19 protein-coding genes are annotated in these 25,993 nt (G+C 63.9%); 18 read left to right on the top strand and 1 reads right to left on the bottom strand.

The genetic code is table 11. The features are described from left to right. Positions 1 to 7 precede the first annotated feature (7 nt). The 7 genes from BLW22_RS33275 (at position 8) to BLW22_RS33245 (ending at position 9,066) form a co-directional block, all read left to right on the top strand. Positions 8 to 409, top strand: coding sequence for a DUF2946 domain-containing protein (locus BLW22_RS33275; protein ID WP_074848634.1), 402 nt, complete (start codon positions 8 to 10; stop codon positions 407 to 409). A gap of 93 nt (positions 410 to 502) precedes the next feature. Next, on the top strand, positions 503 to 2,572 hold the full coding sequence (locus BLW22_RS33270) for a TonB-dependent copper receptor (RefSeq protein WP_074848632.1): 2,070 nt from the start codon (positions 503 to 505) through the stop codon (positions 2,570 to 2,572). A 72-nt stretch (positions 2,573 to 2,644) separates the two neighbouring features. Continuing rightward, positions 2,645 to 4,027, top strand: a complete 1,383-nt coding sequence (locus tag BLW22_RS33265) for a PepSY-associated TM helix domain-containing protein (protein ID WP_065947157.1) — start codon at positions 2,645 to 2,647, stop codon at positions 4,025 to 4,027. Positions 4,028 to 4,179: 152 nt separating this feature from the next. Next, positions 4,180 to 6,288, top strand: coding sequence for a TonB-dependent receptor (locus tag BLW22_RS33260; RefSeq protein WP_074848630.1), 2,109 nt, complete (start codon positions 4,180 to 4,182; stop codon positions 6,286 to 6,288). A gap of 44 nt (positions 6,289 to 6,332) precedes the next feature. Beyond that, positions 6,333 to 7,115 (top strand): ABC transporter ATP-binding protein, encoded by a 783-nt coding sequence (locus BLW22_RS33255; protein ID WP_074848628.1) that lies wholly within the window; start codon positions 6,333 to 6,335, stop codon positions 7,113 to 7,115. Then, a complete protein-coding gene (locus BLW22_RS33250) occupies positions 7,112 to 8,059 on the top strand; it encodes an ABC transporter substrate-binding protein (RefSeq protein ID WP_074848626.1) in 948 nt (315 codons plus the stop codon). Before BLW22_RS33255 ends, BLW22_RS33250 begins: the two co-directional genes overlap by 4 nt. Beyond that, positions 8,056 to 9,066 carry a FecCD family ABC transporter permease gene (locus tag BLW22_RS33245; RefSeq protein ID WP_074848624.1) on the top strand — a complete coding sequence of 337 codons (1,011 nt, stop codon included), beginning with the start codon at positions 8,056 to 8,058 and terminating at the stop codon, positions 9,064 to 9,066. Before BLW22_RS33250 ends, BLW22_RS33245 begins: the two co-directional genes overlap by 4 nt. Before the next feature lie 3 nt (positions 9,067 to 9,069). Here the strand turns inward: BLW22_RS33245 and BLW22_RS33240 are convergent, their stop codons facing one another. Next, positions 9,070 to 15,630 (bottom strand): DUF4329 domain-containing protein, encoded by a 6,561-nt coding sequence (locus BLW22_RS33240; protein ID WP_159440261.1) that lies wholly within the window; start codon positions 15,628 to 15,630, stop codon positions 9,070 to 9,072. Between the two features lie 312 nt (positions 15,631 to 15,942). On the opposite strand from BLW22_RS33240, the gene urtA reads away from it, so the two are divergent. The 11 genes from urtA to ureC all read left to right on the top strand — a co-directional run bounded on the left by urtA (position 15,943) and on the right by ureC (position 25,954). Next, a complete protein-coding gene (gene urtA / locus BLW22_RS33235; RefSeq protein ID WP_027607732.1) occupies positions 15,943 to 17,208 on the top strand; it encodes an urea ABC transporter substrate-binding protein in 1,266 nt (421 codons plus the stop codon). Positions 17,209 to 17,345: 137 nt separating this feature from the next. Then, positions 17,346 to 18,848 (top strand): urea ABC transporter permease subunit UrtB, encoded by a 1,503-nt coding sequence (urtB, locus tag BLW22_RS33230; RefSeq protein ID WP_074848620.1) that lies wholly within the window; start codon positions 17,346 to 17,348, stop codon positions 18,846 to 18,848. Next, positions 18,848 to 19,915, top strand: a complete 1,068-nt coding sequence (gene urtC, locus BLW22_RS33225) for an urea ABC transporter permease subunit UrtC (RefSeq protein ID WP_065947150.1) — start codon at positions 18,848 to 18,850, stop codon at positions 19,913 to 19,915. Before urtB ends, urtC begins: the two co-directional genes overlap by 1 nt. After that, positions 19,912 to 20,745: an urea ABC transporter ATP-binding protein UrtD gene (gene urtD, locus BLW22_RS33220; protein ID WP_174562753.1), complete on the top strand. Its 834-nt coding sequence runs from the start codon at positions 19,912 to 19,914 to the stop codon at positions 20,743 to 20,745. Before urtC ends, urtD begins: the two co-directional genes overlap by 4 nt. Before the next feature lie 12 nt (positions 20,746 to 20,757). After that, positions 20,758 to 21,456 carry an urea ABC transporter ATP-binding subunit UrtE gene (gene urtE, locus BLW22_RS33215; RefSeq protein ID WP_016972546.1) on the top strand — a complete coding sequence of 233 codons (699 nt, stop codon included), beginning with the start codon at positions 20,758 to 20,760 and terminating at the stop codon, positions 21,454 to 21,456. 33 nt (positions 21,457 to 21,489) lie between these two features. Next, the gene (locus tag BLW22_RS33210) at positions 21,490 to 22,329 is read left to right on the top strand and encodes an urease accessory protein UreD (protein ID WP_074848618.1); all 840 of its coding nucleotides are present in this window, start codon (positions 21,490 to 21,492) and stop codon (positions 22,327 to 22,329) included. 147 nt (positions 22,330 to 22,476) lie between these two features. Further along, a complete protein-coding gene (ureA, locus tag BLW22_RS33205) occupies positions 22,477 to 22,779 on the top strand; it encodes an urease subunit gamma (protein WP_003171437.1) in 303 nt (100 codons plus the stop codon). 9 nt (positions 22,780 to 22,788) lie between these two features. Beyond that, the gene (locus tag BLW22_RS33200; protein WP_065925589.1) at positions 22,789 to 23,301 is read left to right on the top strand and encodes a GNAT family N-acetyltransferase; all 513 of its coding nucleotides are present in this window, start codon (positions 22,789 to 22,791) and stop codon (positions 23,299 to 23,301) included. A gap of 5 nt (positions 23,302 to 23,306) precedes the next feature. Continuing rightward, entirely contained in the window at positions 23,307 to 23,840 is a 534-nt protein-coding gene (locus BLW22_RS33195) for a GNAT family N-acetyltransferase (RefSeq protein ID WP_027607725.1), read from the top strand. Next, positions 23,837 to 24,142 carry an urease subunit beta gene (locus tag BLW22_RS35550; RefSeq protein ID WP_027607724.1) on the top strand — a complete coding sequence of 102 codons (306 nt, stop codon included), beginning with the start codon at positions 23,837 to 23,839 and terminating at the stop codon, positions 24,140 to 24,142. Before BLW22_RS33195 ends, BLW22_RS35550 begins: the two co-directional genes overlap by 4 nt. Before the next feature lie 111 nt (positions 24,143 to 24,253). Then, entirely contained in the window at positions 24,254 to 25,954 is a 1,701-nt protein-coding gene (gene ureC, locus BLW22_RS33185) for an urease subunit alpha (RefSeq protein WP_065925590.1), read from the top strand. Positions 25,955 to 25,993 lie beyond the last annotated feature (39 nt).

The following is a 25,993-nucleotide window of genomic DNA, read 5'->3' as shown; positions in this document are numbered from 1 at the left end:
ACTCCAGATGGGCGCCCCTCGCGCCAGGCTATCCCCACACCGCCGCGTGAAGCGCGGCAGTTGGATCAGCCTGTTCGCCATGCTGATGATCTTTATCGGTCCGCTGATTTCCCAAGCGATGCCGATGGATCATCACGCCGGTATGTCGATGAACATGTCCATGGACATGCCCGGCGACCACGGCGACGCCCATCACAAGAAAGCCCCTGACGAACACCACGCGCTCTGGTCCAAGTGCGGCTATTGCGACTTGCTCTACAGTTGCCCGGCCCTGCCCGGCAGCGTGTCATTCGTGGCCATCGGCAGCCCGCCGCCGGCCAATGCCCTTACCCCCGCACCGCGCCTGGGCCATGCCCGGCAGAGCGTCTTCCCCGGCGCCCGCAGCCGCGCCCCGCCCATCGCCTCGTAAGCCCCTGCCACCGTTACTTCACCTCGGCCGACTTTAGACAGACAGCCGCAGGCTGCTGGCCGTGTTGTTTACGATTGATTGATGGAATTTGTCATGTCCAGGTTTACTGCTGACTCCCGTTTGGGAAGCACCTCTGTGCTCGCTGCCCTATGCGGCGCCCTGCTCGTTCCCTACGCCCAGGCCGATGAACACGCCGAGCATGAGCTGACGCCCACGGTGATCACCGCCATTGCGCCCAGCTCGCCGCTGACCGTGGTCACCAACCCCAAGGACCCTCGCCAACCGGTGCCCGCCAGCGACGGCGGCGACTACCTCAAGACCATCCCCGGCTTCGCCCTGGTACGCAACGGCGGCACCAATGGCGACCCGGTACTGCGCGGCATGTTCGGTTCGCGCCTGAACATCCTCACCAACGGCAGCATGATGCTCGGCGCCTGCCCCGGCAGGATGGATGCGCCGACCTCGTACATTTCGCCGGAAACCTACGACAAGCTCACCGTGATCAAGGGCCCGCAAACCGTATTCTGGGGCCCCGGTGCTTCAGCCGGCACCATCCTGTTCGAGCGCGAACCGGAACACTTCGGTGAACTCGGCACGCGGCTCAACGCGAGTGTGCTGGCAGGCTCCAACGGGCGCTTCGACAAGGTCATCGATGCCGCCGCCGGTGGGCCGCTGGGCTATGTGCGGGTGATCGGCAACCAGGCCCATGCCGATGACTACAAGGACGGCAACAACGACACCGTCGCCTCGCGCTACGACAAATGGAATGGCGATGTCGCCGTCGGCTTCACCCCGGATGCCGACACCCTGCTGGAGCTCACCGCCGGCCGTGGCGACGGCGAAGCGCGTTACGCCGGGCGCGGCATGGACGGTTCGCAGTTCCTGCGCGAAAGCCTGGGCCTGCGCTTCGAGAAATCGAATATCGGCGAAGTGCTGGATAAGGTCGAAGCCCAGGTCTACTACAACTATGCCGACCACGTGATGGACAACTACAGCCTGCGCACGCCCTCGGGCACCGGGATGATGGCCGGGCCCATGGCCTCCAACGTCGACCGCCGCACCCTCGGCGCGCGCATCAAGGCCACCTGGCGCTGGGCCGATGTGCAACTGATCAGCGGCCTGGATGCGCAGACCAACGAACACCGCCAACGCAGCAGCATGGGCATCGACACCTACAAGGATTTGCCCAAGGTCAAGGACGCCAACTTCCACAACTACGGCGTATTCGGCGAACTCACCTGGTACGCCGCCGAGCGTGACCGCCTGATCACCGGTGCGCGCCTGGACCGCGCCTCGGCCAAGGACTTCCGGCAAACCACCGGCTCCGGGATGAGTGCACGCGCCAACCCGACCGCCGACGACACCCGCGCCGACACCCTGCCCTCGGGCTTTATGCGTTACGAGCACGACCTGGCCGACAGCCCGACCACGCTCTATGCCGGCCTGGGCCACTCGGAACGCTTCCCGGATTACTGGGAGCTGTTCTCGCCCAACACCGGCGCGGTTGGTTCGGTCAACGCCTTCGATGGCGTGAAACCGGAGAAAACCACCCAACTCGACTTCGGCGCGCAATACAAAGCCGACGACCTCGAAGCCTGGGCGTCGGGCTACGTCGGCCAGGTGCGTGATTTCATCCTGTTCGATTACCGGGCGGGGATGATGGGCACCACCTCCCAGGCGCGCAATGTGGACGCACGCATCATGGGCGGTGAAGTGGGCGCGGCCTACAAGCTAACCCCCAATTGGAAAGCCGACGCCACCCTCGCCTACGCCTGGGGCAAGAACAGCAGCGACGGCAAGGCCCTGCCGCAAATGCCGCCGTTGGACGCACGCTTCGGCCTGACCTACAGCGAAGACGACTGGAGTGCCGGCGCGTTGTGGCGGGTAGTGGCGGCGCAGAACCGCATCGACCAGAACAAGGGCAATGTGGTCGGCAAGGACTACGACAAGAGCGGCGGCTTTGGCGTGTTCTCGGTCAATGGCGCGTATCGCATCAACAAGAATTTCAAGGTCAGCACCGGCGTCGACAACCTGTTCGGCAAGGCCTACGCCGAACACCTGAACCTGGCCGGCAACGCCGGATTCGGCTACCCGGCCAACGATCCGCAGGCCATCAAGGAGCCGGGGCGGACCCTTTGGACCAAGGTCGACATGAGCTTCTAAACGCATCGGGGGCTTGCCCCCGATAGCGGCCTGATCAACGACAAAAAATTCAAGCTTTGCGGAGCATCCCCGATGACCACTCAAAAAGTTTCCTTCTACAACCTGGCCTGGCGCTGGCACTTCTACGCCGGCCTCTTCGTCGCCCCCTTCATGGTGCTGCTGGCCCTGACCGGCATCATCTACCTGTTCAAACCCCAGCTCGATCCGCTGATGTACGGCGACCTGCTCAAGGTGCAAAGCGCCGAGCACGCCTTGAGCGCCGACGAGCAATTGCAACGCGCCCAGGCGGCCTTTCCCCAGGGCAAGATCAGCAAATACCTGCCACCCGCCGACGCCACCAGCAGCGCGCAGTTCGTGATGCACGACGGCGGGCGCGAAGTGACGGTGTTCGTCGACCCCTATCGCGGCACCGTACTCGGTGAGCAGGATGCGAAAAACAACCTGCAAGCCATCGCCCGCGCCCTGCACGGCGAGCTGATGATCGGCACCGTCGGCGACCGCCTGGTAGAGCTCGCCGCCGGTTGGGGCGTGATGCTGGTGGTGTCCGGCCTGTACCTGTGGTGGCCGCGCGGCAAAACGTCGGCCGGCGTGTTGTGGCCGCGCTTCACAACCCGTGGCCGCGTGTTCTGGCGTGACCTGCATGCCGTCGCCGGCTTCTGGGGCGCGGCGTTTCTGCTGGTGATGCTGCTCAGCGGCATGACCTGGACCGGCTTCTGGGGCAAGCAATACGCCGACCTCTGGAACACTTTCCCGGCGGCGATGTGGAACAACGTGCCGCAGTCCGATCAGCAGGCGCGGGTGCTCAATACCGCAACGCAACAGACCGTGCCCTGGGCCATGGAAAACACGCCGATGCCGATGTCCGGCGACCATGCCGAACACATGAACCACGGCGCCATGCACGCTGCTCCCGCCGCGCCCACGGTGCGCCTGCAACAGGTGGTGGACCTGGCCACGGCACGCAAGGTCGAGCCCGGCTACAGCATCACTTTCCCCACCACCGCCGAAGGCGTGTTCACCGTCGCGGTGTTCGCCGACGACCCGCGCAACGACGCCACCCTGCACGTGGACCAATACACCGGAAAGGTCCTTGCCGATGTGCGCTGGGCGCACTACAACACCGTGGCACGGGCCACCGAGACCGGCGTGATGCTGCACGAAGGCAAGATGTTCGGCTGGGTGAACCAGCTGATCGTGCTGCTGATCTGCCTGATGATCCTGCTCAGCGCGGTGAGTGGCGTGGTGATCTGGTGGAAGCGTCGGCCCCAGGGCGGCCTGGGTGTTCCGCCGTTGCGTCATGACCTGCCGAAGTGGAAAACCGCGATGGTGATCATGCTCGCGCTGGCGCTCCTGTTCCCGCTGGTGGGCGCCTCATTGATCGCGGTCTGGGCGCTGGATCGCCTGGTGTTGTCACGGTTGTTCAGCCAACGTGAATCCACCTCAGGTTCGCTATGAAGTAGGCGAGATGCCCTACATAGAGGCGTTAGGTAGTCTTACGCGGGCTTTCGCCAAAGACGCAGGAAGTGTTAACTTATAACACTTGCTGCATACCTCAGCTCGCCGCGCCCAGCGGCGAGCACCGCCTCGAAGAAGCGATTTTCCGCCCAATGAACAAGTACCTAGTGTCCGGCCTGTGCCTGCTCGCCCTGCATGACAGCGCCCAGGCCCTGACCCTGCCCGCCAGCCCGGTGACCGCAGCGGCCGTGGATGACCAACACGTCGACCTGAACACGCCGACCACCGCAGGCTCGCGCCTGAATCTCAGCGCGCTGCAAACCCCGGGCAGTGTCGAAAGCCAGACCGGTACGCAGATCCGCGAGCGTGGCGACGCCAGCGTGCAGGACGCCATTTCCCGTGCCACCGGCATCAGCCGCACCGGCACACCGGGCGATGGCGGCACCTCGCTGTCGGCCCGTGGTTTTACCGGCCAGGGCTCGGTGATGCAACTGTACGACGGCACCCGCATGTACATGGGCATGGGCACCTCGACCTTCCCGGTGGACACCTGGGCGGTGGAACGCGTAGACGTTTTGCGCGGCCCGGCCTCGGTGCTGTACGGCGAAGGCGCCACCGGTGCGGTGATCAATACCGTGCCGAAAAAACCCTTCGAAGGCGAGATCGAAAACCACCTCCGCCTCGGCTACGGCGCCTACGATCGCCAGCAACAAGCTCTGGACAGCGGCGGCTCGCTGACCGACACCCTGAGCTATCGCCTGAACCTCAACCGCCTGCGCAGCCACGGCTTTATCGACCATGGCGACTCCAGCAGCGACTTCGTCAGCGGCGCCCTGCGCTGGCAGGCGGCGGACAACCTGAGCTTCACCCTGGCCAGCGACTATGGCGACCAGCGCCCGCAGAACTACTTCGGCACGCCGCTGATCAATGGCCAGTTGCACAAGGGCCTGCGCCACAAGAACTACAACGTCAGCAACGACACCCAGCACTACAACGACCAGTGGACGCGCCTGACCAGCGAGTGGCAGATCAATGACAACGTCAGTGCCACCAATGAACTGTTCTACCTGAAGAACCAGCGCCGCTGGCAGAACGCCGAGAACTACAACGTCACCAACGGGCAACTGACCCGCAGCGGCAACTTCGGCATCAAGCACAACCAGGAACAGGTCGGCGATCGCCAGACCGTCACCTTCAAGCACAGCCTGTTCGGCCTCGACAGCCAGACCGTGACGGGCGTGGAATACAACCGCATCCGTTTCCGCCTGGCCAGCAACTCACCGTTCAACGACGTGCTGCCCGGCGGCCAGCCGGTGGATATCAACGACCCGGCGCCCGCTCGGTTCGACAGCCAGAACCCGTTCAAACCGCTGTTCGCCACCACCACCAAAACCGTTGCCGGTTTCGCCGAAAACCGCCTGCAACTCACCGACCAACTGGCGCTGGTCACCGGCATCCGCCGCGACTACGCCCACGTCGAGCGCGATGATTTACGTGACGCCAGCCAAAGCGACAAGAGCCTCACCGGCAATAACTGGAAGGCTGGCCTGGTCTACGCAATCACCCCGGACACCTCGGTCTACGGCCAGTACGCCACCAGCACCGACGGGGTCGGCGGCCTGATTTCCCTGAGCCCTGGCCAGCAGCAGTTCGACCTCTCCACCGCCAGGCAAACCGAGATCGGCCTCAAGCAGGCCTTCTGGGATCAACGCGGCGAATGGACAGTGGCGGCCTACCATATCGTCAAGAAGAAACTGCTCACCGACGTCCCTGGCAACCCGGACCTCAAGCAGCAAGTCGGCCAGCAATCCTCCAGCGGCCTGGAAGCCAGCCTCGACCTGCAACTGCCGCACGCCTGGGCGCTGCAAGCCAACGCAGCCATCGTGCGGGCGCAGTACGACGACTTCAAACAGGCTGTCGACGGCGTACAAGTGTCCCGCGACGGCAACCGCCCGGTGGACGTGCCACGCCGCACCGCCAACCTGTGGCTGAGCAAGGCCCTGAGCGACGACATCCGCGCCGGTGCCGGAGTGCGCTATGTCGATGCACGGTATGCCGACATGGCCAACCAGAACGAGCTGCCGAGCTACACCGTGGTCGATGCCACGCTGTCGTGGAAGGCGATGCGCAACACCACCCTGGGCCTGCAACTGAACAACCTGTTCGACCGCACCTACGCGGTCAGCCAGTACAACGACGGCCAGCAATGGATCCTCGGTGAACCGCGCTCGTTCTTCGTCACGGCGGACTACACCTTCTAACTGACCCAAACACCGTTAGAACCCTGCAGGCCTTGAGAGACTTGATGACTTCACTCACCCTCACCCGCATCAACTGGGCCCCGGCGAACCACAGCCAACACCCGTTCCAACTGCGTGACGCCGGCCTTCACGTCGCTGCGGGGGAGTTCGTCGGGCTGATCGGCCCCAACGGCAGCGGCAAGACCAGCCTGTTGCGCTGCGCCTATCGGTTCACCCAGCCGGAACGCGGCGACGTATTGCTCGCCCATCGGAACCTGTGGAAGCAAGGCGCCAAGTGGTGTGCGCAACGTATCGCCGTGGTGTTGCAGGAGTTCCCGGATGCCTTTGGCCTGCGAGTCGATGAAGTGGTCGCCATGGGCCGCACGCCCCACAAGGGCCTGTTCGACAGCGACACCCTGGAGGATCGGCAGCTGGTGCAACAGGCGCTGGTATCGGTGGGCATGCAGGGCTTTGAAGCGCATGCCTTCGCCACCCTCTCGGGCGGTGAAAAACAGCGCGTCATCCTCGCCCGCGCCCTGGCCCAGCAACCGCAATTGCTGATCCTCGACGAGCCGACCAACCACCTCGATCCACGCTACCAGCTTGAGCTGTTGAGGCTGGTCAAGCGCCTGGGTATCGGCACCCTGGCCAGCATCCACGAACTCAACCTGGCCGCCGCTTTTTGTGATCGGCTCTACGTGATCGACCACGGGCGCATCGTCGCCAGCGGCACGCCTCACCAGGTGCTGACCACTGAACTGCTGCGCGATGTGTTCGGCGTCGAGGCGCTGATCGACACTCATCCCCTGGCCGACTATCCCCGCATCACCTGGATAACCCAACCATGATCCTGCGCGCCTTCGCCCTTGTGGCCCTGCTGTTCGGTGCTTCACCAGCCTTCGCTGAAGCCACCCATTACCCGGTCACCGTCAAAAGCTGCAACCGCGACGTGACCTTCCAGGAGGCGCCGAAGCATGCGGTGAGCCATGACATCAATATGACCCAGATGATGCTCGCCCTGGGCCTCAAACCGCGGATGGCCGGCTATAGCGGCATCACCGGCTGGAAGTCGGTCACCCCGGACATGGCCCGGACCCTCGATGGCCTGCCGGAGCTGGCGAGCAAGTACCCGTCGGTGGAAACCCTGCTCAATGCCAATGTGGATTTCTTCTTTGCCGGCTGGGACTACGGCATGCGCGTGGGCGGCGACCTGACGCCGAACACCCTGCAGCCGCTGGGGATCAACGTCTACGAGCTGACCGAGTCGTGCGCCTTCGTGATGAAGCGCCCGGCCGCGACCCTGGACGACACCTATAACGACCTGCGCAACCTGGGCAGGATCTTCGACGTGCAGGACCGCGCCAATGCCTTGATCGCACAGATGCAGGCACAGGTCGCCGAGGTGCAGACAGACCTGCCCGCCGACAAGCCGCGCGTGTTCCTCTACGACAGCGGTGAAGACCGCGCCATGACCTCCGGCCGCCTCGGTATGCCCCAGGCGCTGATCGACGCAGCCGGCGGGCGCAACATCCTCGATGACGTCGACGCCAGTTGGACCCGCGTCAACTGGGAGACCGTGGTCGAGCGCAATCCACAGGTGATCGTGATCGTCGACTACAGCGAAGTCACCGCCGATCAAAAACAGCAGTTCCTGCTCAACAACCCGGCGCTGCAAGGGGTGGACGCGATCAGGAACCAGCGCTTTATCGTGATCCCGTATGTACAAGCCACGCCGGGCATCGATAACGTGCTGGCGGTGGAAACCCTGGCCAAGGGGTTCCACGGCGAATGATCACCCGTCGTTACCCCCTGCTGCTTGCCGCCCTGGGCGCATTGCTGCTGGTGTCCTGCGTGATATCCCTGGGCTTCGGCCCGGCGCGGGTACCAGCGGACGTGGTGTGGCGCATCCTGCTGTACAAGGTCTTCGGCATCGGCGAAGTGAGTTGGTCGGCCGGGCAGGTACCTATCGTCTGGCTGATCCGCGTGCCGCGCATGCTGCTGGGGGCATTGGTGGGGGCCGGGCTGGCGTTGATCGGTGCGGTGTTGCAGGCGGTCACGCGTAATCCGCTGGCCGATCCGCACCTGCTGGGTGTCACTTCCGGCGCGACCCTGGGCGCGGTGATCGTGGTGCTGCATGTAGGTGAAATCATCGGCTTGCTGACCTTGCCCATCGCCGCCTTTATCGGCGCCCTGTCGAGCATGATCGTGGTGCTCGCGGTAGCCAGTCGCAATGGCCGGCTGGAGAGTGATCGCCTGTTGCTGTGCGGCGTGGCAGTGTCGTTCGTGATGATGGCGGCGGCCAATCTGCTGCTGTTCATGGGCGACCATCGCGCCGCCTCGGCGGTGATGTTCTGGATGCTCGGCGGCCTCGGCCTGGCACGCTGGGAACTGCTGGCGATTCCGGGCGCCAGCGTAGTGCTCGGGCTGCTGGTGCTGGTGGGCATGGCCCGCCCGTTGAACGCGCTGATGGCCGGCGAACAGACCGCCGTGACCCTTGGCCTGAACGCCCGCAATGTACGGCTGAAGGTGTTCCTGGTCGCCTCGTTGATGACCGGCGTGCTGGTGTCCATCAGCGGCTCCATCGGCTTTGTCGGGCTGATGGTGCCGCACATCGCCCGGCGCCTGGTGGGCGCCGAGCATCGTCGGTTGCTGCCAGTGTGTGCATTGCTGGGCAGCCTGTTCCTGGTCTGGGTCGATGTGGCGGCGCGCACCTTGATCGCCCCCGAAGACCTGCCGATCGGCGTGGCCACGGCGGCGATCGGCGGCCTGTTCTTCATCGGCCTGATGCGCAAGCGCTGACGCTTACAGCTCGTCGCGGTCGCGCAGGCTCAGCGGTTCGTCGACCTCGGGCACGGCGATTTCCAGGCCATTGGAGCGCTCCACTTGCTGTTCGGACAGTAGCCCCTCGTTCATCCAGAAGCCGTCCTTGTCCAGCACAAACAGCTTCCCGGTCCTGGCCACGCCCTTCAGGAACACGGTGGGATACACGTCGGGGCCGCCCACCAGGACCAGGCTTTCCTGCGCCGAATAACTGGGCAGGTACTTCAACAGCGCACCGGCCTGGCTCGACAGATAAAGACCCGGCGACGGCCGCGACAGCCCGCGCAACACCCTGATGAAATAACTCAGGAAGGTCGGCGCCACGAAATGACGCGTCAGGGCGATATCTTTCGGCGCCCGGCTGTCGGTGGCCGGCATGCTGTTGTAGAGCAGATGGACACCCGCAACCGCATATGGCTGCGGAAAATCCGGCAGGGGCGCTGGCGGCACCACCGGTTGTACAGGGCCCAGCGGCCCGCTGTAGAACAGGCGCAGAATCAGCGATTGGTCGGCCCCGGCCGCTACCGGCAAGGTAGCCAGGAACGACGTGCCCGCTGCGTTGGCGAGTATCGCCGAAAGATACTGCTTGCCCCGATATGGCGAAAGCTGGCGCCGGAGATAGCGCGCGGCATCATCCCCAGCGGAAAAAACCGGACCGCAGGCCGCACGCCAAGGCGGCACAAACACCTCATCGACACCGGGCTGCCAGAACGTATCGACACGATTGCGCGTGGTCCAGACCTCGCCTCGGACCAGCGTATCCAGGACCCCTTTGTCGAGCAGGCGATGGACGTAACTGAGCAGGGTCATCCGGCCCGCGCGCAACTGCTGCCGTGTTTCAAGCAGCGAGCCCCACGAATCCAGCTGCGCATCCGTGCCCAGGTATTGATACCTGAGCAGGGCACCGTCCGCGCATGACAGGTAAAACGTGAGTTGCTTGCCCCTGATGCCGTGAATCGAGAAGCGGATGCCGATGTCCATGTCCGTGGGCGAAAAAAATGCCTGGTGCAACGGATCCGTGGCCGGCGTGACGCTGTCGCTGCTGGCGCACAGGTAGAAGCCTTCCAGCCCATAACCCTGGGGGAAAAGACCGTCGGGAAAGACTTGCGCAAAGTCACGATAGCTCTGGCGCACCAGCGGCATGCTGACCATGTAGTGCCCGTTTTTCTGCGATTTGAACACGTAGCCGAACTGCAGGTGTTCGCCATGCCGACGATGCTGATGGGCATACCGCACCGCGTCCTGCTCCTGGGTGAACAGCGGACTGAACGCCGGGTCTGCCAGTGCGTTCCGGATCGCCAATGGCGCGGGACGGTCGCTATTGACGATGAAGGCGCCAGTGATCCGGCGTGGCGTGCCCCACGTCGGGCTGCCCTCTACCACTCGCAAGATACCCGCATTGGCCAGGCGCGTGACAAATTCGCCAGGCGCCAGCACGGCATTGCGAATCTGACGCTCGAGCAGGTTTTCCAGGCGATCGAGTCGTGTCTCGTCGAGGGGCAAAAGCTGTTTTCTCAGCGCTTCTTCCAGCGCGTAGTGGCTGCGTGTGTAGCTCACCACACAGCCATCGGAACCCAGCAGGTACTCGCGGTTCAGGCGGGCGTCCTGGCCTGCGAGGGCCGATGAAATCACGCGGGTGGACAGCATGTTGCGATAGAGGCCGGCCTGCGCCAGTTCAAGTACGAAGGGCAACTCCCGCGCCGGGCTGGAACGGTAACGTGCAACCACCGTATGGGCCGCCGGGAAGCCACCGGTACTGACCACCTCATCCGGGAAAATCCACTTGGGGTCGAAGTCTTCCTGGGGCACCTTGAGCGGCTCGGTGGCGACAAACAGGCCATCGGGACGCTGCAGAATCAACCCGCCCAGCAGACCATTGCCCTGCAGCAGCGAACGGGCGTGCCGGGCCGCATCGTCCTGGGAATGAAAGGCCGGGCCCAGGCGACGGCGGATGAAGTTGGCGTAGGGTCGCCAGGCCACGCCACCCTGGCCCACCGCTCCCCGGCGGTCCCAGCACTGGCTGGTGTAGAGCACCCGCAGGTCCGCAGGCCGGGCGACCTGTGACACATAGCGCTGGACGTCCAGCGTCCCGTTGTGCAGGTTCATCCCGGCGATGATCACGCCCGTGCCGTCGGTGGCCTCCTTGAGCAGGGAGGATGCCGGAGGTTGGTAGCGCAACAAGGCGCCATCGTGTGTCGACACATACACCGGCAGTATCGCAGTGGCTGCCGGACGCGGCAGATGCCGGGCATCCTGTTCGGCGCGCAGCAGCACCTCGGGGGTGATGAAGAACCGCGCCAGCCAGGCCTCGGGGGTGGGCAATCCCGCCGGCACCCATTGCTGCGAAAACAGCAGGCCGGCCAGCTCGAACCCCTTGGCGAATTCGCCACCGGCCAGATAACCGACGCCCCTGGAGGAGTCACTCAACCAACGCCCGCCGGAGGTGATCGCCAGCAGTTCACTGACCACAAACTCATCGCGCTGCGGATGCTTAAGGATGTACGCCGTACAGCGTTGTGCATCCAGGTTCCTGCCGTACCAGCGCACATGGGCATTGAGTGCCGCGGCATCGAGACTGTCGAAGATCGCGCCGAACGCCGGTGCCTGCAGATCGACTTCGGCGTAGTTGAAGTTGGGCGTCCAGTCGCTGTAGACCCTGCCACGCGGCCCCCACAGCGCGCTGCGCACCAGCACGCTCAGGGTGCCGGCATCGGCCAGCCGGGCGACGATGTCCACCGGTTTGAGCTGGCCGCTCTCCAGCCGTTCGAAATAGCCATGCTGGCCGGGCTCGCGCTGGGTATTGCTCAGTACCAGCAGCTCATTGGCAGAACCACTGGGGCGATAGCTGATCAGGTTATTCGGCGAACCGCTCAGATAGGCCGGCAGCCGCGATTCGATCACCGAACGGATCTCCACATCGGAGAACAGCGTGGCGTTGACTTCCAGGTCGGCCAGCGTCCAGCCAAGACGACGTTGGCGTTCCAGGTCAGCCACGGATAACGCGGTATGCGAACTGTAGCGCGCATAGAGCTGATGGTCCGCAGGCGGCACCAGATAAGCGCTGCCGTTGGCAGGGCGCAGCAGGTCGGAGGCAAAGCCGTCGCCGGAAATGGCCACCGGCTCAGTGAACACAAATCGCCCATCGTCCCGCTTGAGGACATACCCGGCATAGGCATTGCTGCGGCGAACGCCGATGCGTTCATGGGCATGCCGCGCAGCGTCGTCCGCGGTCAGGAACATCCCGCTCAAGGGCCGCTCGCCGGAGCCAAGCGGCAAGTGCTCGCTGTCATACAACGGCCCGAGGGTGTTCCACAGGCCACCTTGCTGGACCACCGACAACTCCCCCGCGCGCATCACGCGGCGCACGAAATCCCGCGGCGACAATGTGCCGTCGAGCAAGGCCGCTTCATTGCCGTTGTCGGTCACGGTTTGTCCGTCGACGACAAACAGCTCGTTGGCAGACGAGGCACTCGGCACCTGCCAGTGCAGCAAAGCGTTATCAGCGGTGCGCAGATACAGCTTGAGACCGAGCGCGGCGATCTGCATACCGGCGCTGGCGATCGACTGTCTCATGGCATCCACCAGCACCGCCGGCGTAGCGAAACGCTTATAGAGCCATGCGTCCATGGGTGGCAGCCTCTGCGGCGCCTGTGCTGATTGGGCGTGATAGAGACCCACCAGGCGATAATTCGGCACCAGCCTTGGCTCACCGCGGTCCCCCACGGGAAACAGACTGTCCAGGGTCGTCCCCAACGGCGCCGGCAGCGTAGCGATGTAATTCGAGGTGGTACGGTGTTTCAGCACCACGCCCACCGCCGCCTGCCCCAGCAAGTCGACGCTGCTCAGGGCGACCAGCACCGCACTGTGCCCCATCGACAGCAGCGGGGTAAAAAACGGCAGGTCCTGCACCGAGGTAACAGGGCTGCCCAGGGTCCAGCCGTGCAGCACACGCCCCCGCACCCCACCCCAGACCTTGCTGCCCACCACGACCCGCAAGTCCCCGGCCTGCGCCAGGTTCCACACCGCCCCCTCGAACCCGGTGAGAGGCTGCGCCGGCTCGATCCCCGTCAACTGCCGCAACAGGGATTGTTCGGCCTGGGAACCGCTGCTCGTGTACTTGAGCAATGTGCCGTCAGGACCGGACAGATAATGCACCGGGGTGAAATCACGGTGGGACAGGGCAAACACCTGATCGGCATTCGAAAAGAAGCTGCCGGTCAGCGCGACCTGGTCCGGGTTGAAGCCCGGGTTGTAGCGCTCCACCTCGCCAGGCTCGGCCGGGTAGGAACGGTAGAAGCCCTGGCATTCATAAGAGGGCGGAGCAATGAACTGGGCGCGATCATCCGTGGCCAGGAGGGTGAGGAAGTCGAACCGCGCGCCGGTGCTGACTTGCGGCTCGGTGGCAAAGAAATGCCCGCCAGGCTTTTTCAGGATGACCCCACCGAACTCACGCTCGCGTCGCGTCCCGATACGCCGGTGAGCCCAGAGCGCCGCATCATCCGCGGACACAAACGCCGGGCTCAAGGCCGGCAGAGTGGCCACGGCGGTCGCGCCGCTTGGCAGGGACGGCGCAGCGGCAAACGCTCGCCAGTGCCGGTCAATCACGCCAGGCGGCCCCCATAGCGCATTGCCCAGGACCACCCGCAGGCGACTGACCCCAGCCAACTTGCGCACGCCTTCGGCAGGCGTATAGGTACCGTCCGCCAGGTCTCTGGCAATCAGGCTGCCGCCCGGCGCCGGCGCGAACAATCGCGTGAATGCGGCCTGGTCCGCCCCTTCCGGCTCCAGCACAAGCAGGCAGTCTGCCGCGCCAGAGAGGTAGCCCGGCACGCGCAGTTGATGAATCCTGTGGGCCTCGACATCAGTAAAGCCCTGGAAGTAGACGCTGGCATCGTCGCGGGTCCACTTCGTCTTGAAGTCGGCATCGAGGTTCCCCCATGACAACGCCATGTGCGAGCCGAACCAGGCGTGCAGTTGATAACCACCGGGCAACGCCAACTGTTTGCTGTAAGCGTCCCACGGATAGAACCCCTGGAACCCATAAGGGTTGGTGCCCGCCTGCAGCAATTGCGTCAGTACAAAGTGCTGGTCGGGGTGCTTCAGAATCAGCGCCACATAGGCGCGGTCACGGCGCTCGCCCACCTGCGCATGGGCAAACTGTGCGGCCTTGTCGGCCGACGAAAACGCCTGGCCGAGGCTGGCCTGCTTGAACGGGAAGCGTGCATAGGGCGTCCAGTTGTTCTCGACCACGCCTTCCACGTCCCACAGCGGGCTGGTCTGTTCGACGCTCAACTCACCGGCTTCGGCCACCTGCTTCACAAACTGGCGCGGGGTCAGGGTTCCCGCCGCGAGGGCCAGGTGAAGGCCGGGCTCATCGGTGGTGAACAATCGCGTTTCCGCCGGTGAGCCGCTGAACCGGTAGCGCAGCAAGGCATTGTCCTTGGTGCGCAGGTACAGCGAGATGCCCAGCACGGAGGGCGCCGTATGCATGTAGCGGCGGGCCGTGGCGATGTAGGCCGCCAGCTCCCGAGGGCTGAAGAACTGCTGGTACAGCCACGGTTCCACCGTCGGAAACTGCGCCGGTACCGGCCGCGACAGATAGAAGAAGCCCTGCAGGTGAAAGCCTTCCGGCAAGGGTGGCCCGCCCGCCAGCAAAGGCAGGTGGTTGTCGGTGGGCAACTGCTCGGCACTGCTGAGTACGAAGGGCTGGGTGGCGGCGAATTCATCGCGCAGCTCATGCTTGAGCAGCAGGGCCATCTGGCTGACATTCGGCATGCGCCGCATGCGCGCCTGCACGGCGTTGAGCGCCTGGGTGGCCTCGGGATACACCGCCCCACAGGCGATGGTGGGCTGGCCGCTGTTCAGTGGCAGATAGGGCCGCCAGCGCTGATCGATGACACCGGGCACCCCGCCCCAGTCATCGCTGGCGACCAGCAACGACAGGCGGCCTACCGACGCCACTTTCTTGATAAAGCCTTCGAGCGTGCCATCGTGACCATCGGCGGGCACGGCCGTGCTGACGTCGTCGATCCAGTCGACAAACTTGCGTTCGGCCTCGGAAAAACCCGGCTGGTACTTGAGCAATACACCCTGGGGGCCCGACAAGTAGGCGGTGCCGAACGCACGCCCTTCGTAGTGGTTGAAGACCACATCGCGGGTGGAAAAAAAGCTGTTGAAGATACGCACCTGGCGATCCCGATAACCGGGATTGAGGGCCTTGAGCTGGGCAAACTGGTCAGGGTGAGAATGCACCCCGCCCACCAGTTTGTAGCCCGCAGGATCGAGGAACTCGTTCTGCGCCCCGCGCTCCAGCAACAGCGAAAAGTCGAACGTCGCCGCCTTGCCGGGAATCGGCTCGGTGGCAAACACTTTGCTATCGGCCAGGCGCTGGAGAATGACACTGCCGTACTCGCGATCGCGCTTGTCGCCAATGCGCTCGTGCACATAGCGTGCAGCATCGTCGGCACTGATAAACCCAGGGCTGAGGGTGTATCGAAGGCCCCTCGCTGCCGCGCGCTCCTCTCTGGATAAATGCTCTTGCATGACACTCCCTTGATCATGTTCGTCGTCGGTGCCCATGGGCACCGGGCTCGCACAACGCTTGCCATGCAGAAGCGTCCTCGCTTGAACCGCCAGCAGGGCGCTGCATAGTTATCGAGGCCCCCAGGCACTCTTTAGGCGCATCCCCTGCACCGCCAACGCCTGCACGCTCCGCATTGGTGCGCCAACGCCAGGCACCGGGCTCCAGCCCCCGCAAAACCGGGTGTTTGGCCATCGGGCACAGCCCTTGCTAGTACCCCTTCAGCGTTCACATCGGCCTATCAAAAAAAACTAAACGTTTACGGAGACCGCACCATGAAGCGTCGCAGCTTGATCAAGGCTTTCACCCTGTCCGCCTCCATTGTCGCCATGGGCCTGACCTGGACCGTGCAGGCCGCCGAGACCATCAAGGTCGGCATCCTGCACTCGCTCTCCGGGACCATGGCCATCTCCGAAACGTCCCTCAAAGACATGGCGCTGATGACCATCGACGAGATCAACGCCAAGGGCGGGGTGAACGGCAAGATGCTTGAGCCGGTGGTGGTGGACCCGGCGTCGAACTGGCCGTTATTCGCGGAAAAGGGCCGGCAGCTGCTGACCCAGGACAAGGTCGCCGTGGTGTTTGGCTGCTGGACCTCGGTGTCGCGCAAGTCGGTATTGCCGGTGTTCGAAGAGCTCAACGGCCTGCTGTTCTACCCGGTGCAATACGAGGGTGAAGAGATGTCGCCGAACGTGTTCTACACCGGTGCGGCGCCGAACCAGCAGGCGATCCCGGCGGTGGAATACCTGATGAGCGAAGAAGGCGGCAGCGCCAAGCGTTTCTTCCTGCTCGGCACCGACTATGTGTACCCGCGCACCACCAACAAGATCCTGCGCTCGTTCCTGCATTCCAAAGGCGTGGCGGACAAGGACATCGAAGAGGTCTACACCCCGTTCGGCCATGCCGATTACCAGACCATCGTCGCCAACATCAAGAAGTTCTCCGCCGGTGGCAAGACGGCGGTGATTTCCACCGTGAACGGCGACTCCAACGTGCCGTTCTACAAGGAGCTGGCCAACCAGGGTTTGAAGGCGACCGACGTACCGGTGGTGGCCTTCTCCGTGGGTGAAGAAGAACTGCGCGGCATCGACACCAAGCCGCTGGTGGGCAACCTCGCGGCCTGGAACTACTTCCAGTCAGTGGAGAACCCGGTGAACAAGAAGTTTGTCGCCGACTGGAAAGCCTACGCGAAGAAACACAACCTGCCGGGCGCGGACAAAGCGGTGACCAACGACCCGATGGAAGCCACCTACGTGGGCATCCACATGTGGGCGCAGGCAGCCGAGAAAGCCAAGTCCACCGACGTCGACAAAGTGCGCGAAGCCCTGGCCGGCCAGACCTTCGCCGCGCCGTCGGGCTTTACCCTGACCATGGACAAGACCAACCACCACCTGCACAAGCCGGTGATGATCGGCGAGATCCAATCCGATGGGCAGTTCTCGGTGGTGTGGCAGACCCAGGAGCCGATCCGGGCGCAGCCGTGGAGCCCGTACATTCCTGGCAATGACAAAAAGCCGGACTACGCGGTGAAGAGCAACTAAAGCCCGACCACAGGTCAACTGTGGGAGGGGGCTTGCCCCCGATAGCGGCGTGTCAGGCAATGCACTTGTCACTGACCCACTGCTATCGGGGGCAAGCCCCCTCCCACACTGTCCGCGCATGACTAGGACATTTGTTTATGCCCGCTGCCCTCAATCGCTATTTCCTGGCATTGCTGCTGTTACTGCCTTTGGCGGTACATGCCGGCGACGCCGAAGACTTCCTGGCCGCCAACCCGACGCAACAAGCCAAGCTCCTCCAGGACTGGGCCGCCCAGCCCGACCCGGCGCGCATCGAGTTGGTGGACGCCCTGCAACAAGGTCAGCTCACGCTCAACGGCGAGACCAAGACCGTGCGCCTGAACAACCGCCTGCGCGGCTTGATCGACAACGTGCAGGCCAGCCAGCAACTGCTCGCCGCCGACCCCAAGGTGCGCCTGGCCGCGGCACGCACCCTGCAAAAAAGCGCGCAACCTGCGCAACTCAAGTTTCTTGACCAGCAGGTCGCCGCCGAGACCAATGAGGACGTGCACACCGCCCTCAGCCTGGCCCTGGCCAACCTGCAACTGGTCGACACCGACCCGGCCGTGCGCCTCGCCGCCGTGCGTTTGCTCGGCAGTACCGGCGACCCGCTGGCCCGCACGCGCCTCGAAGCGCTGCTGGCGCCCGGGGTGGAAACCGACGCCGCCGTGCACACCGCCGCCGAGACCAGCCTGGCACAGGTCAAACGAAAACTGATGATGGGTGAGATCCTCGGCCAGGCCTTCAGCGGCATGTCCCTGGGCTCGATCCTGCTGCTGGCGGCCCTGGGCCTGGCGATCACCTTCGGCCTGCTCGGTGTGATCAACATGGCCCACGGCGAGATGCTGATGCTCGGCGCCTACTCCACCTATGTGGTGCAGCTGCTGATGCAGCGCTACGTGCCGGCGGCCATCGAGTTCTACCCGTTGATCGCGCTGCCGGTGGCGTTCTTCGTCACCGCCGCCATCGGCATGGCCCTGGAACGTACGGTGATTCGTCACCTGTACGGGCGCCCGCTGGAAACCCTGCTCGCCACCTGGGGCATCAGCCTGATGCTGATCCAACTGGTGCGCCTGGTGTTCGGCGCGCAGAACGTCGAGGTCTCCAACCCTGCGTGGTTGTCCGGCGGGATCCAGGTGCTGCCCAACCTGGTGCTGCCGTACAACCGCATCGTGATCATCGCCTTCGCACTGTTTGTGGTGGTGCTGACGTGGCTGCTGCTGAACAAGACCCGCCTGGGCCTCAACGTGCGCGCCGTCACCCAGAACCGCAACATGGCCGCCTGCTGCGGCGTGCCCACCGGGCGTGTGGACATGCTCGCCTTTGGCCTGGGCTCCGGCATCGCCGGGCTTGGCGGGGTGGCGCTGAGCCAGATCGGCAACGTCGGTCCGGACCTGGGCCAGAGCTATATCATCGACTCGTTCCTGGTGGTGGTGCTCGGCGGTGTCGGCCAGTTGGCCGGTAGCGTCATGGCGGCGTTTGGCTTGGGTATCGCCAACAAGATCCTGGAACCACAGATCGGTGCCGTGCTCGGCAAGATCCTGATCCTCGCGTTGATCATTCTGTTTATCCAGAAACGCCCGCAGGGACTCTTCGCACTGAAAGGACGGGTGATCGACTGATGAACCAGCCATTGATGCTTACGGCCACGCAAAAGGCCGGCACCCAGGTGACGATTGCAGTCGGCGCGGTGGTGCTGTTGCTGCTGCTGGCCCTGCCGTTGTGTTCGCTGCTGTCGCCGGAAAACCCGCTGCATGTATCGGCCTACACCCTGACACTGGTGGGCAAGATCCTCTGCTACGCCATTGTCGCCCTGGCCCTGGACCTGGTGTGGGGCTACGCGGGGATGTTGTCCCTGGGTCACGGCCTGTTCTTTGCCCTCGGCGGCTATGCCATGGGCATGTACCTGATGCGCCAGGCTTCCGGCGATGAGCTGCCGGCGTTCATGACGTTTTTGTCGTGGACCGAATTGCCCTGGTATTGGGTCGGCACCGAGCACTTCCTCTGGGCCCTGTGCCTGGTGGTGTTGGCGCCGGGCGTGCTGGCGCTGGTGTTCGGTTTTTTCGCCTTTCGCTCGCGGATCAAGGGCGTGTATTTCTCGATCATGACCCAGGCGCTGACCTTTGCCGGGATGCTGTTGTTCTTTCGCAACGAGACCGGGTTCGGCGGCAATAACGGCTTCACCAACTTCCGCAGCATCCTCGGTTTCGGCATCACCGAACCAGGCACACGGGCCGTGCTGTTCGTGGCCACGGTGGTGCTGCTGGTGGCGAGCCTGTACATCGGCTGGCGCCTGGCCCGGAGCAAGTTCGGCCGGGTGCTGACCGCCCTGCGCGATGCCGAGAACCGCCTGATGTTCTGCGGCTACGACCCGCGCGGCTTCAAGCTGTTCGTGTGGGTGCTGAGCGCGGTGCTGTGCGGCCTGGCAGGCGCGTTGTACGTGCCGCAGGTGGGCATCATCAACCCGAGTGAAATGTCGCCGACCAACTCCATCGAAGCCGCCGTGTGGGTGGCCCTGGGCGGGCGTGGCACGCTGATCGGGCCGTTGCTTGGCGCCGGCGTGGTCAACGGCATGAAGAGCTGGTTCACCGTGGCCTTCCCGGAGTACTGGCTGTTCTTCCTCGGGGCGCTGTTCATCATCGTCACCCTGTACCTGCCCAAGGGCGTTATCGGGCTGTTGAAGAAATGAGGAACGTCATGCTCGAACCTATTTTCGATGCGGGCAGCGGCCGCGATGCCATCGGCATCGGCCAGGCCGCAGGCACCGGCCTGAACACCCGCCACGGCACCATCCTGACCCTGGAAGATATCAGCGTCAGCTTCGATGGGTTCAAGGCGCTCAACGACTTGAACCTGTACATCGGCGTCGGTGAATTGCGCTGCATCATCGGCCCCAACGGCGCGGGCAAGACCACCCTGATGGACGTGATCACCGGCAAGACCCGGCCCAGCCACGGCAAGGCCTGGTTTGGCGAAACCCTCGACTTGACCAGCATGAGCGAAGTGCAGATCGCCCAGGCCGGCATCGGCCGCAAGTTCCAGAAACCCACGGTGTTCGAAGCCCTGAGCGTGTTCGAAAACCTGGAGCTGGCGCAGAAGACCGACAAGTCGGTGTGGGCCAGCCTGCGTGCGCGCCTGAGCGGCGAGCAAAAGGATGGAATCGACGAAGTGCTCGACACCATCCGCCTCACCGCCTCCGTGCATCGGCCCGCCGGGCTGCTCTCCCACGGGCAAAAACAGTTCCTGGAAATCGGCATGCTGCTGATGCAAGACCCGCAACTGTTGCTGCTGGACGAACCGGTGGCGGGCATGACCGACGCCGAGACCGAATTCACCGCCGAACTGTTCAAGCGCCTGGCGGGCAAGCATTCGTTGATGGTGGTGGAACACGACATGGGCTTTGTCGGCTCGATTGCCGACCACGTGACCGTGTTGCACCAGGGCAGCGTGCTGGCCGAAGGGTCGCTGGAACAGGTGCAGGAAAATGAGCGGGTGATCGAGGTGTACCTCGGTCGCTAAGGAGAACTGAACATGCTGCAAGTCGACAAGCTGCACCAGTACTACGGCGGTAGCCACATCCTGCGCGGGCTGTCCTTCGACGTGAAGATCGGCGAGGTCACCTGCCTGCTCGGCCGTAACGGCGTGGGCAAGACCACCCTGCTCAAATGCCTGATGGGTTTGCTGCCGGCCAAGGAAGGCGCGGTGAACTGGGAGGGCAAGGCCATCACCGGCTTCAAGCCGCACCAGCGGGTGCACGCAGGGATCGCCTATGTGCCCCAGGGCCGGGAGATTTTCGGGCGGCTGACGGTGGAAGAAAACCTGCTGATGGGCCTGTCGCGTTTCCCCGGTGCCGAAGCCAAGGAAGTGCCGGCGTTTATCTATGAACTGTTCCCAGTTTTGCTGCAAATGAAGCACCGGCGCGGCGGCGACCTGTCCGGCGGCCAGCAGCAACAGTTGGCCATCGGCCGCGCCCTGGCCAGCCGCCCGCGCCTGTTGATCCTCGATGAGCCCACCGAAGGCATCCAGCCCTCGGTGATCAAGGAGATCGGCGCCGTGATCAAGAAGCTCGCGGCGCGCGGCGATATGGCAATCCTGTTGGTGGAGCAGTTCTACGACTTTGCCGCCGAGCTGGCCGACCAGTACCTGGTGATGTCGCGCGGTGAAATCGTGCAGCAGGGCCGTGGTGAAAATATGGAGAGTGAGGGTGTGCGCGGTTTGGTTACCATCTAACCTGTAGCGTCCTGACGATAAGCACAAGAAACCATGAACCTGCCCGTTTCCCCTGCCCTGTTCACCCCCAGCTGGCACGCCGAGCTGGACCTCGGCTACGCGCGTTTCGGCGACACCACGCGCCCGGTGATGCGCCGTCACCTTGGCCCGCTGCGGGTGCAAAAGCACCTGTATGCCGAAGGCCCCGAGGTGTGCCAGCACATCATCGTGCACCCGCCTGGCGGGATTGCCGGCGGTGACCGCCTGGACATCCGCGCCCATGTCGCCGAGGGTGCGTGGGCGCAATTGACCAGCCCCGGCGCGGCGAAGTGGTATCGCGCCAGCGGCCCGGCGTATCAGCAACTTGATCTCACCGTGGAGGCCGGCGCGACCCTGGAATGGCTGCCCCAGGAAACCATTGTGTTCAGCGCCGCCCAGGCCGAACTCAGCACCCGCATCGACCTGCACGGCGATGCCCGGCTGTTCTACTGGGACGTGATCGCCCTGGGGCGTCCGGCCAGTGGCGAGCGATTCGACCTGGGCCACTTTCAATCGCACCTGGATATCCGCCGCGACGGCCAGTTGCTCTGGCACGAGCGCCAGCGCATTGTGGGCGCCGATGGCCTGCTCGACTCGCCCATCGGCCTGGATGGCCAACCGGTGTTCGCCACCCTGCTGGTGACCGGCGATATCGAGCCCGAATTACTCGAACACTGCCGCGCCCTGCCCCATGCCGTGCGCGGCGACCTGACCCAACTGCCCGGCTTGCTGGTCGCCCGCTGCCTGGCCAGCGAAGCGCTGCTGGCGCGGGGATGGTTGATTGATTTATGGAAATTGTTACGCCGCGCCATGTTTGGGCGAGAGGCGGTTGCACCACGAATCTGGAGCACATGAAGATCAAAATGTGGGAGGGGGCTTGCTCCCGATGGCGGTGGGTCAGTGACAGCTGTATTGCCTGATACTGCCCTATCGGGGGCAAGCCCCCTCCCACACTTGATCTCTGTTGTATTTAAGAATGCATTCTTTGAAGGACCTTGAACCATGGACCTGACCCCACGGGAAAAAGACAAACTGCTGATCTTCACCGCAGGCCTAGTGGCCGAACGGCGCCTGGCGCGCGGTGTGAAGCTCAACTACCCGGAAACCATCGCCTATATCTCCGCCGCCTTGATGGAAGGCGCCCGCGATGGCCGCACCGTGGCCGACCTGATGCACTACGGCACCACCCTGCTCAGCCGTGAACAGGTGATGGAAGGCATCCCGGAAATGATCCCGGACATCCAGGTGGAAGCCACCTTCCCCGATGGCACCAAGCTGGTGACCGTCCACCAACCCATCGCGTGAGGCACGCCCATGATTCGTGATGCAACCGAGCAAGACCTGCCGGCGATCCGCGACATCTACAACGACGCGGTACTCAACACCACGGCGATCTGGAACGAACAACTGGTGGATCTCGGCAACCGCCAGGCCTGGCTCAGTGCACGCCAGGCCCAGGGCTATCCGATTCTGGTGGCGACCGAAAATGAGCAAGTGATCGGCTATGCCTCGTTCGGCGATTGGCGCGCGTTCGAAGGCTACCGCTACAGCGTCGAACACTCGGTGTATGTACGCAACGACCAGCGCGGCAAGGGCCTTGGCCCACGGCTGATGCAGGCGCTGATCGAACGCGCCAGAACCTGTGGCAAGCATGTGATGGTGGCGGCCATCGAAAGCGGCAACCTGGCCTCGATCCGCCTGCATGAACGCCTGGGGTTCGTCACCACCGGGCAAATGCCCCAAGTGGGCATCAAGTTCGGCCGCTGGCTGGACCTGACCTTTATGCAACTGACATTGAATCCGGGCGCGCAACCGCCCAAGGAGTGAGTTCGATGAACGCCGCGCAACTGCGTCGAGTCAATGCTGAAAGTTTTGCCCACTACCGTCGGGGCCTGATCGAGCTGTTGCTGGATGCGGTCAAGCACGGTGCGTCGGTGGGTTTCATGGCCGACTTCGATGAAGCCCAGGCCCGTGCCTATCTGGACGGGGTACAGGCGAGCATTGAAGACGCCAGCCTGTTGCTGTGGGTGGTGGTGCGCGATGAGCAGGTGATCGCCAGCGTGCAGTTGGCGCTGTGCCAGAAAGCCAACGGCCTGAACCGCGCCGAAGTGCAAAAGCTGCTGGTGCACAGCAACGCGCGGCGCCACGGCCTGGGCCAACAATTGATGAACACCCTGGAACTCGCCGCGCGCCAGCACAAGCGCGGCCTGCTGTACCTGGACACCGAAGCCGGCTCGCCTGCCGAAGCCTTCTACCAGTCGCTGCGCTACACCAAGATCGGTGAACTGCCCGACTACTGCCAAAGCCCGGACGGGCGCTATAGCCCGACCGCCATCTACTTCAAGACCCTGGGGCAACCTGCATGATTCCTGGCGAATATCAGATCCAGCCTGGCGAGATCGAACTCAACGTCGGCCGACGCACCGTCACCCTCAGTGTGGCCAACAGCGGCGACCGGCCGATCCAGGTGGGTTCGCACTACCATTTTTTCGAGACCAATGATGCGCTGACATTTGACCGCCCATTGAGCCGCGGCATGCGCCTGAATATTCCGGCGGGCACGGCGGTGCGGTTCGAGCCGGGGCAGAGCCGTGAGGTCGAGCTGGTGGATTTGAGCGGCGGGCGGCGGGTGTTCGGGTTTGCCGGGCGGATCATGGGCGACCTTTAGGGCCTCATCGGGGGCAAGCCCCCTCCCACAGGGGAACGCATTCCAAAGGTGGTAGGGGGCTTGCCCCCGATAGCGATTTCACATTCAACACAAATATTTCAGGGCACACACATGAAAATCAGCCGCCAAGCCTACGCCGACATGTACGGCCCCACCGTCGGTGACAAGGTCCGCCTGGCCGACACCGAGCTGTTCGTCGAAGTCGAGCAGGACTTCACCGTCTACGGCGAAGAAGTGAAATTCGGCGGCGGCAAAGTGATCCGCGACGGCCAGGGCCAGAGCCAATTGCTCGCCCATGAAGTCGTCGACACCCTGATCACCAACGCGCTGATCATCGACCACTGGGGCATCGTCAAGGCCGACGTCGGCTTGAAGAACGGCCGCATCCACGCGATCGGCAAGGCCGGTAACCCGGATATCCAGCCCGGCGTGACCATGGCCATCGGCGCCAGCACCGAAGTGATCGCCGGCGAAGGCATGATCCTCACCGCCGGCGGCATCGACTCCCACGTGCATTTCATCTGCCCGCAGCAGATCGAAGAGGCGCTGACCAGCGGTGTCACCACCATGATCGGCGGCGGCACCGGGCCGGCCACCGGCACCAACGCCACCACCTGCACCTCCGGGCCCTGGCACCTGGCGCGCATGCTGCAGGCCAGCGACTCGTTCCCGATGAACATCGGGTTTACCGGCAAGGGCAACGCCAGCTTGCCCGAGCCGTTGATCGAACAGGTCAAGGCCGGCGCCATCGGCTTGAAGCTGCACGAAGACTGGGGCACCACGCCCGCCAGCATCGACAACTGCCTTAGCGTCGCCGACCAGTACGACGTACAGGTGGCGATCCACAGCGACACCCTCAACGAATCCGGTTTTGTCGAAACCACCCTGGCCGCGCTCAAGGGCCGCACCATCCACACCTACCACACCGAAGGTGCCGGCGGCGGCCACGCGCCGGACATCATCAAGGCCTGCGGCTTTCCCAACGTGCTGCCCAGCTCCACCAACCCGACAAGGCCGTTCACGCGCAACACCATCGACGAGCACCTGGACATGTTGATGGTCTGCCATCACCTGGACCCGAGTATTGCCGAAGACGTGGCCTTCGCCGAAAGCCGCATCCGCCGCGAGACCATCGCCGCCGAAGACATCCTGCACGACCTCGGCGCGTTCTCGATGATCAGCTCCGACAGCCAGGCCATGGGCCGCGTCGGTGAAGTGATCACGCGCACCTGGCAGACCGCCGACAAGATGAAGAAACAGCGCGGCGCCCTGCCCGGTGACGGCCCGGGCAACGACAACTTCCGCGCCAAGCGCTACATCGCCAAGTACACCATCAACCCGGCGATTACCCATGGCATCAGCCATATCGTCGGTTCCATCGAAGTGGGCAAGTGGGCTGACCTGGTGCTGTGGCGTCCGGCGTTTTTCGGCATCAAGCCGACCCTGATCCTAAAGGGCGGCGCGATTGCGTCCAGCCTGATGGGCGATGCCAATGCGTCGATCCCCACCCCGCAGCCGGTGCACTACCGCCCGATGTTCGCCAGTTTCGGCAGCTCATTGCATGCCACCAGCCTGACGTTTATCAGCCAGGCGGCGCTGGACGCAGGCTTGCCGCAAGCCCTGGGTTTGAAGAAGCAGATTGGGGTGGTGAAGGGCTGTCGCGACGTGCAGAAAACCGACCTGATCCACAACGATTACCTGCCGGACATCGAGGTGGACCCACAGACCTATCAGGTCAAGGCCGACGGGGTGCTGCTGTGGTGTGAACCGGCGGATGTGTTGCCGATGGCGCAGCGGTATTTCCTGTTCTGACTTGAAACCTGTGGTGAGGGAGCTTGTGCCCTCACCACA

Origin of the sequence: Pseudomonas marginalis (genome assembly GCF_900105325.1) — a bacterium.
Taxonomy (GTDB): domain Bacteria; phylum Pseudomonadota; class Gammaproteobacteria; order Pseudomonadales; family Pseudomonadaceae; genus Aquipseudomonas; species Aquipseudomonas marginalis.
Note: the sequence above shows the minus strand (reverse complement) of the source record. Positions and strands in the feature narration are given on the sequence as shown.

Excerpts from the sequence above, each read along its gene's own strand:
- ureC (WP_065925590.1), top strand. The coding sequence starts at position 24,254 with ATGAAAATCAGCCGCCAAGCCTACGCCGACATGTACGGCCCCACCGTC.
- urtC (WP_065947150.1), top strand. The coding sequence starts at position 18,848 with ATGAACCAGCCATTGATGCTTACGGCCACGCAAAAGGCCGGCACCCAG.
- BLW22_RS33270 (WP_074848632.1), top strand. The coding sequence starts at position 503 with ATGTCCAGGTTTACTGCTGACTCCCGTTTGGGAAGCACCTCTGTGCTC.
- urtE (WP_016972546.1), top strand. The coding sequence starts at position 20,758 with ATGCTGCAAGTCGACAAGCTGCACCAGTACTACGGCGGTAGCCACATC.
- BLW22_RS33260 (WP_074848630.1), top strand. The coding sequence starts at position 4,180 with ATGAACAAGTACCTAGTGTCCGGCCTGTGCCTGCTCGCCCTGCATGAC.
- BLW22_RS33195 (WP_027607725.1), top strand. The coding sequence starts at position 23,307 with ATGAACGCCGCGCAACTGCGTCGAGTCAATGCTGAAAGTTTTGCCCAC.
- BLW22_RS35550 (WP_027607724.1), top strand. The coding sequence starts at position 23,837 with ATGATTCCTGGCGAATATCAGATCCAGCCTGGCGAGATCGAACTCAAC.
- BLW22_RS33245 (WP_074848624.1), top strand. The coding sequence starts at position 8,056 with ATGATCACCCGTCGTTACCCCCTGCTGCTTGCCGCCCTGGGCGCATTG.
- BLW22_RS33250 (WP_074848626.1), top strand. The coding sequence starts at position 7,112 with ATGATCCTGCGCGCCTTCGCCCTTGTGGCCCTGCTGTTCGGTGCTTCA.
- urtA (WP_027607732.1), top strand. The coding sequence starts at position 15,943 with ATGAAGCGTCGCAGCTTGATCAAGGCTTTCACCCTGTCCGCCTCCATT.
- urtB (WP_074848620.1), top strand. The coding sequence starts at position 17,346 with ATGCCCGCTGCCCTCAATCGCTATTTCCTGGCATTGCTGCTGTTACTG.
- BLW22_RS33240 (WP_159440261.1), bottom strand. The coding sequence starts at position 15,630 with ATGCAAGAGCATTTATCCAGAGAGGAGCGCGCGGCAGCGAGGGGCCTT.
- BLW22_RS33265 (WP_065947157.1), top strand. The coding sequence starts at position 2,645 with ATGACCACTCAAAAAGTTTCCTTCTACAACCTGGCCTGGCGCTGGCAC.
- BLW22_RS33210 (WP_074848618.1), top strand. The coding sequence starts at position 21,490 with ATGAACCTGCCCGTTTCCCCTGCCCTGTTCACCCCCAGCTGGCACGCC.
- urtD (WP_174562753.1), top strand. The coding sequence starts at position 19,912 with ATGAGGAACGTCATGCTCGAACCTATTTTCGATGCGGGCAGCGGCCGC.
- BLW22_RS33200 (WP_065925589.1), top strand. The coding sequence starts at position 22,789 with ATGATTCGTGATGCAACCGAGCAAGACCTGCCGGCGATCCGCGACATC.
- ureA (WP_003171437.1), top strand. The coding sequence starts at position 22,477 with ATGGACCTGACCCCACGGGAAAAAGACAAACTGCTGATCTTCACCGCA.
- BLW22_RS33275 (WP_074848634.1), top strand. The coding sequence starts at position 8 with ATGGGCGCCCCTCGCGCCAGGCTATCCCCACACCGCCGCGTGAAGCGC.
- BLW22_RS33255 (WP_074848628.1), top strand. The coding sequence starts at position 6,333 with ATGACTTCACTCACCCTCACCCGCATCAACTGGGCCCCGGCGAACCAC.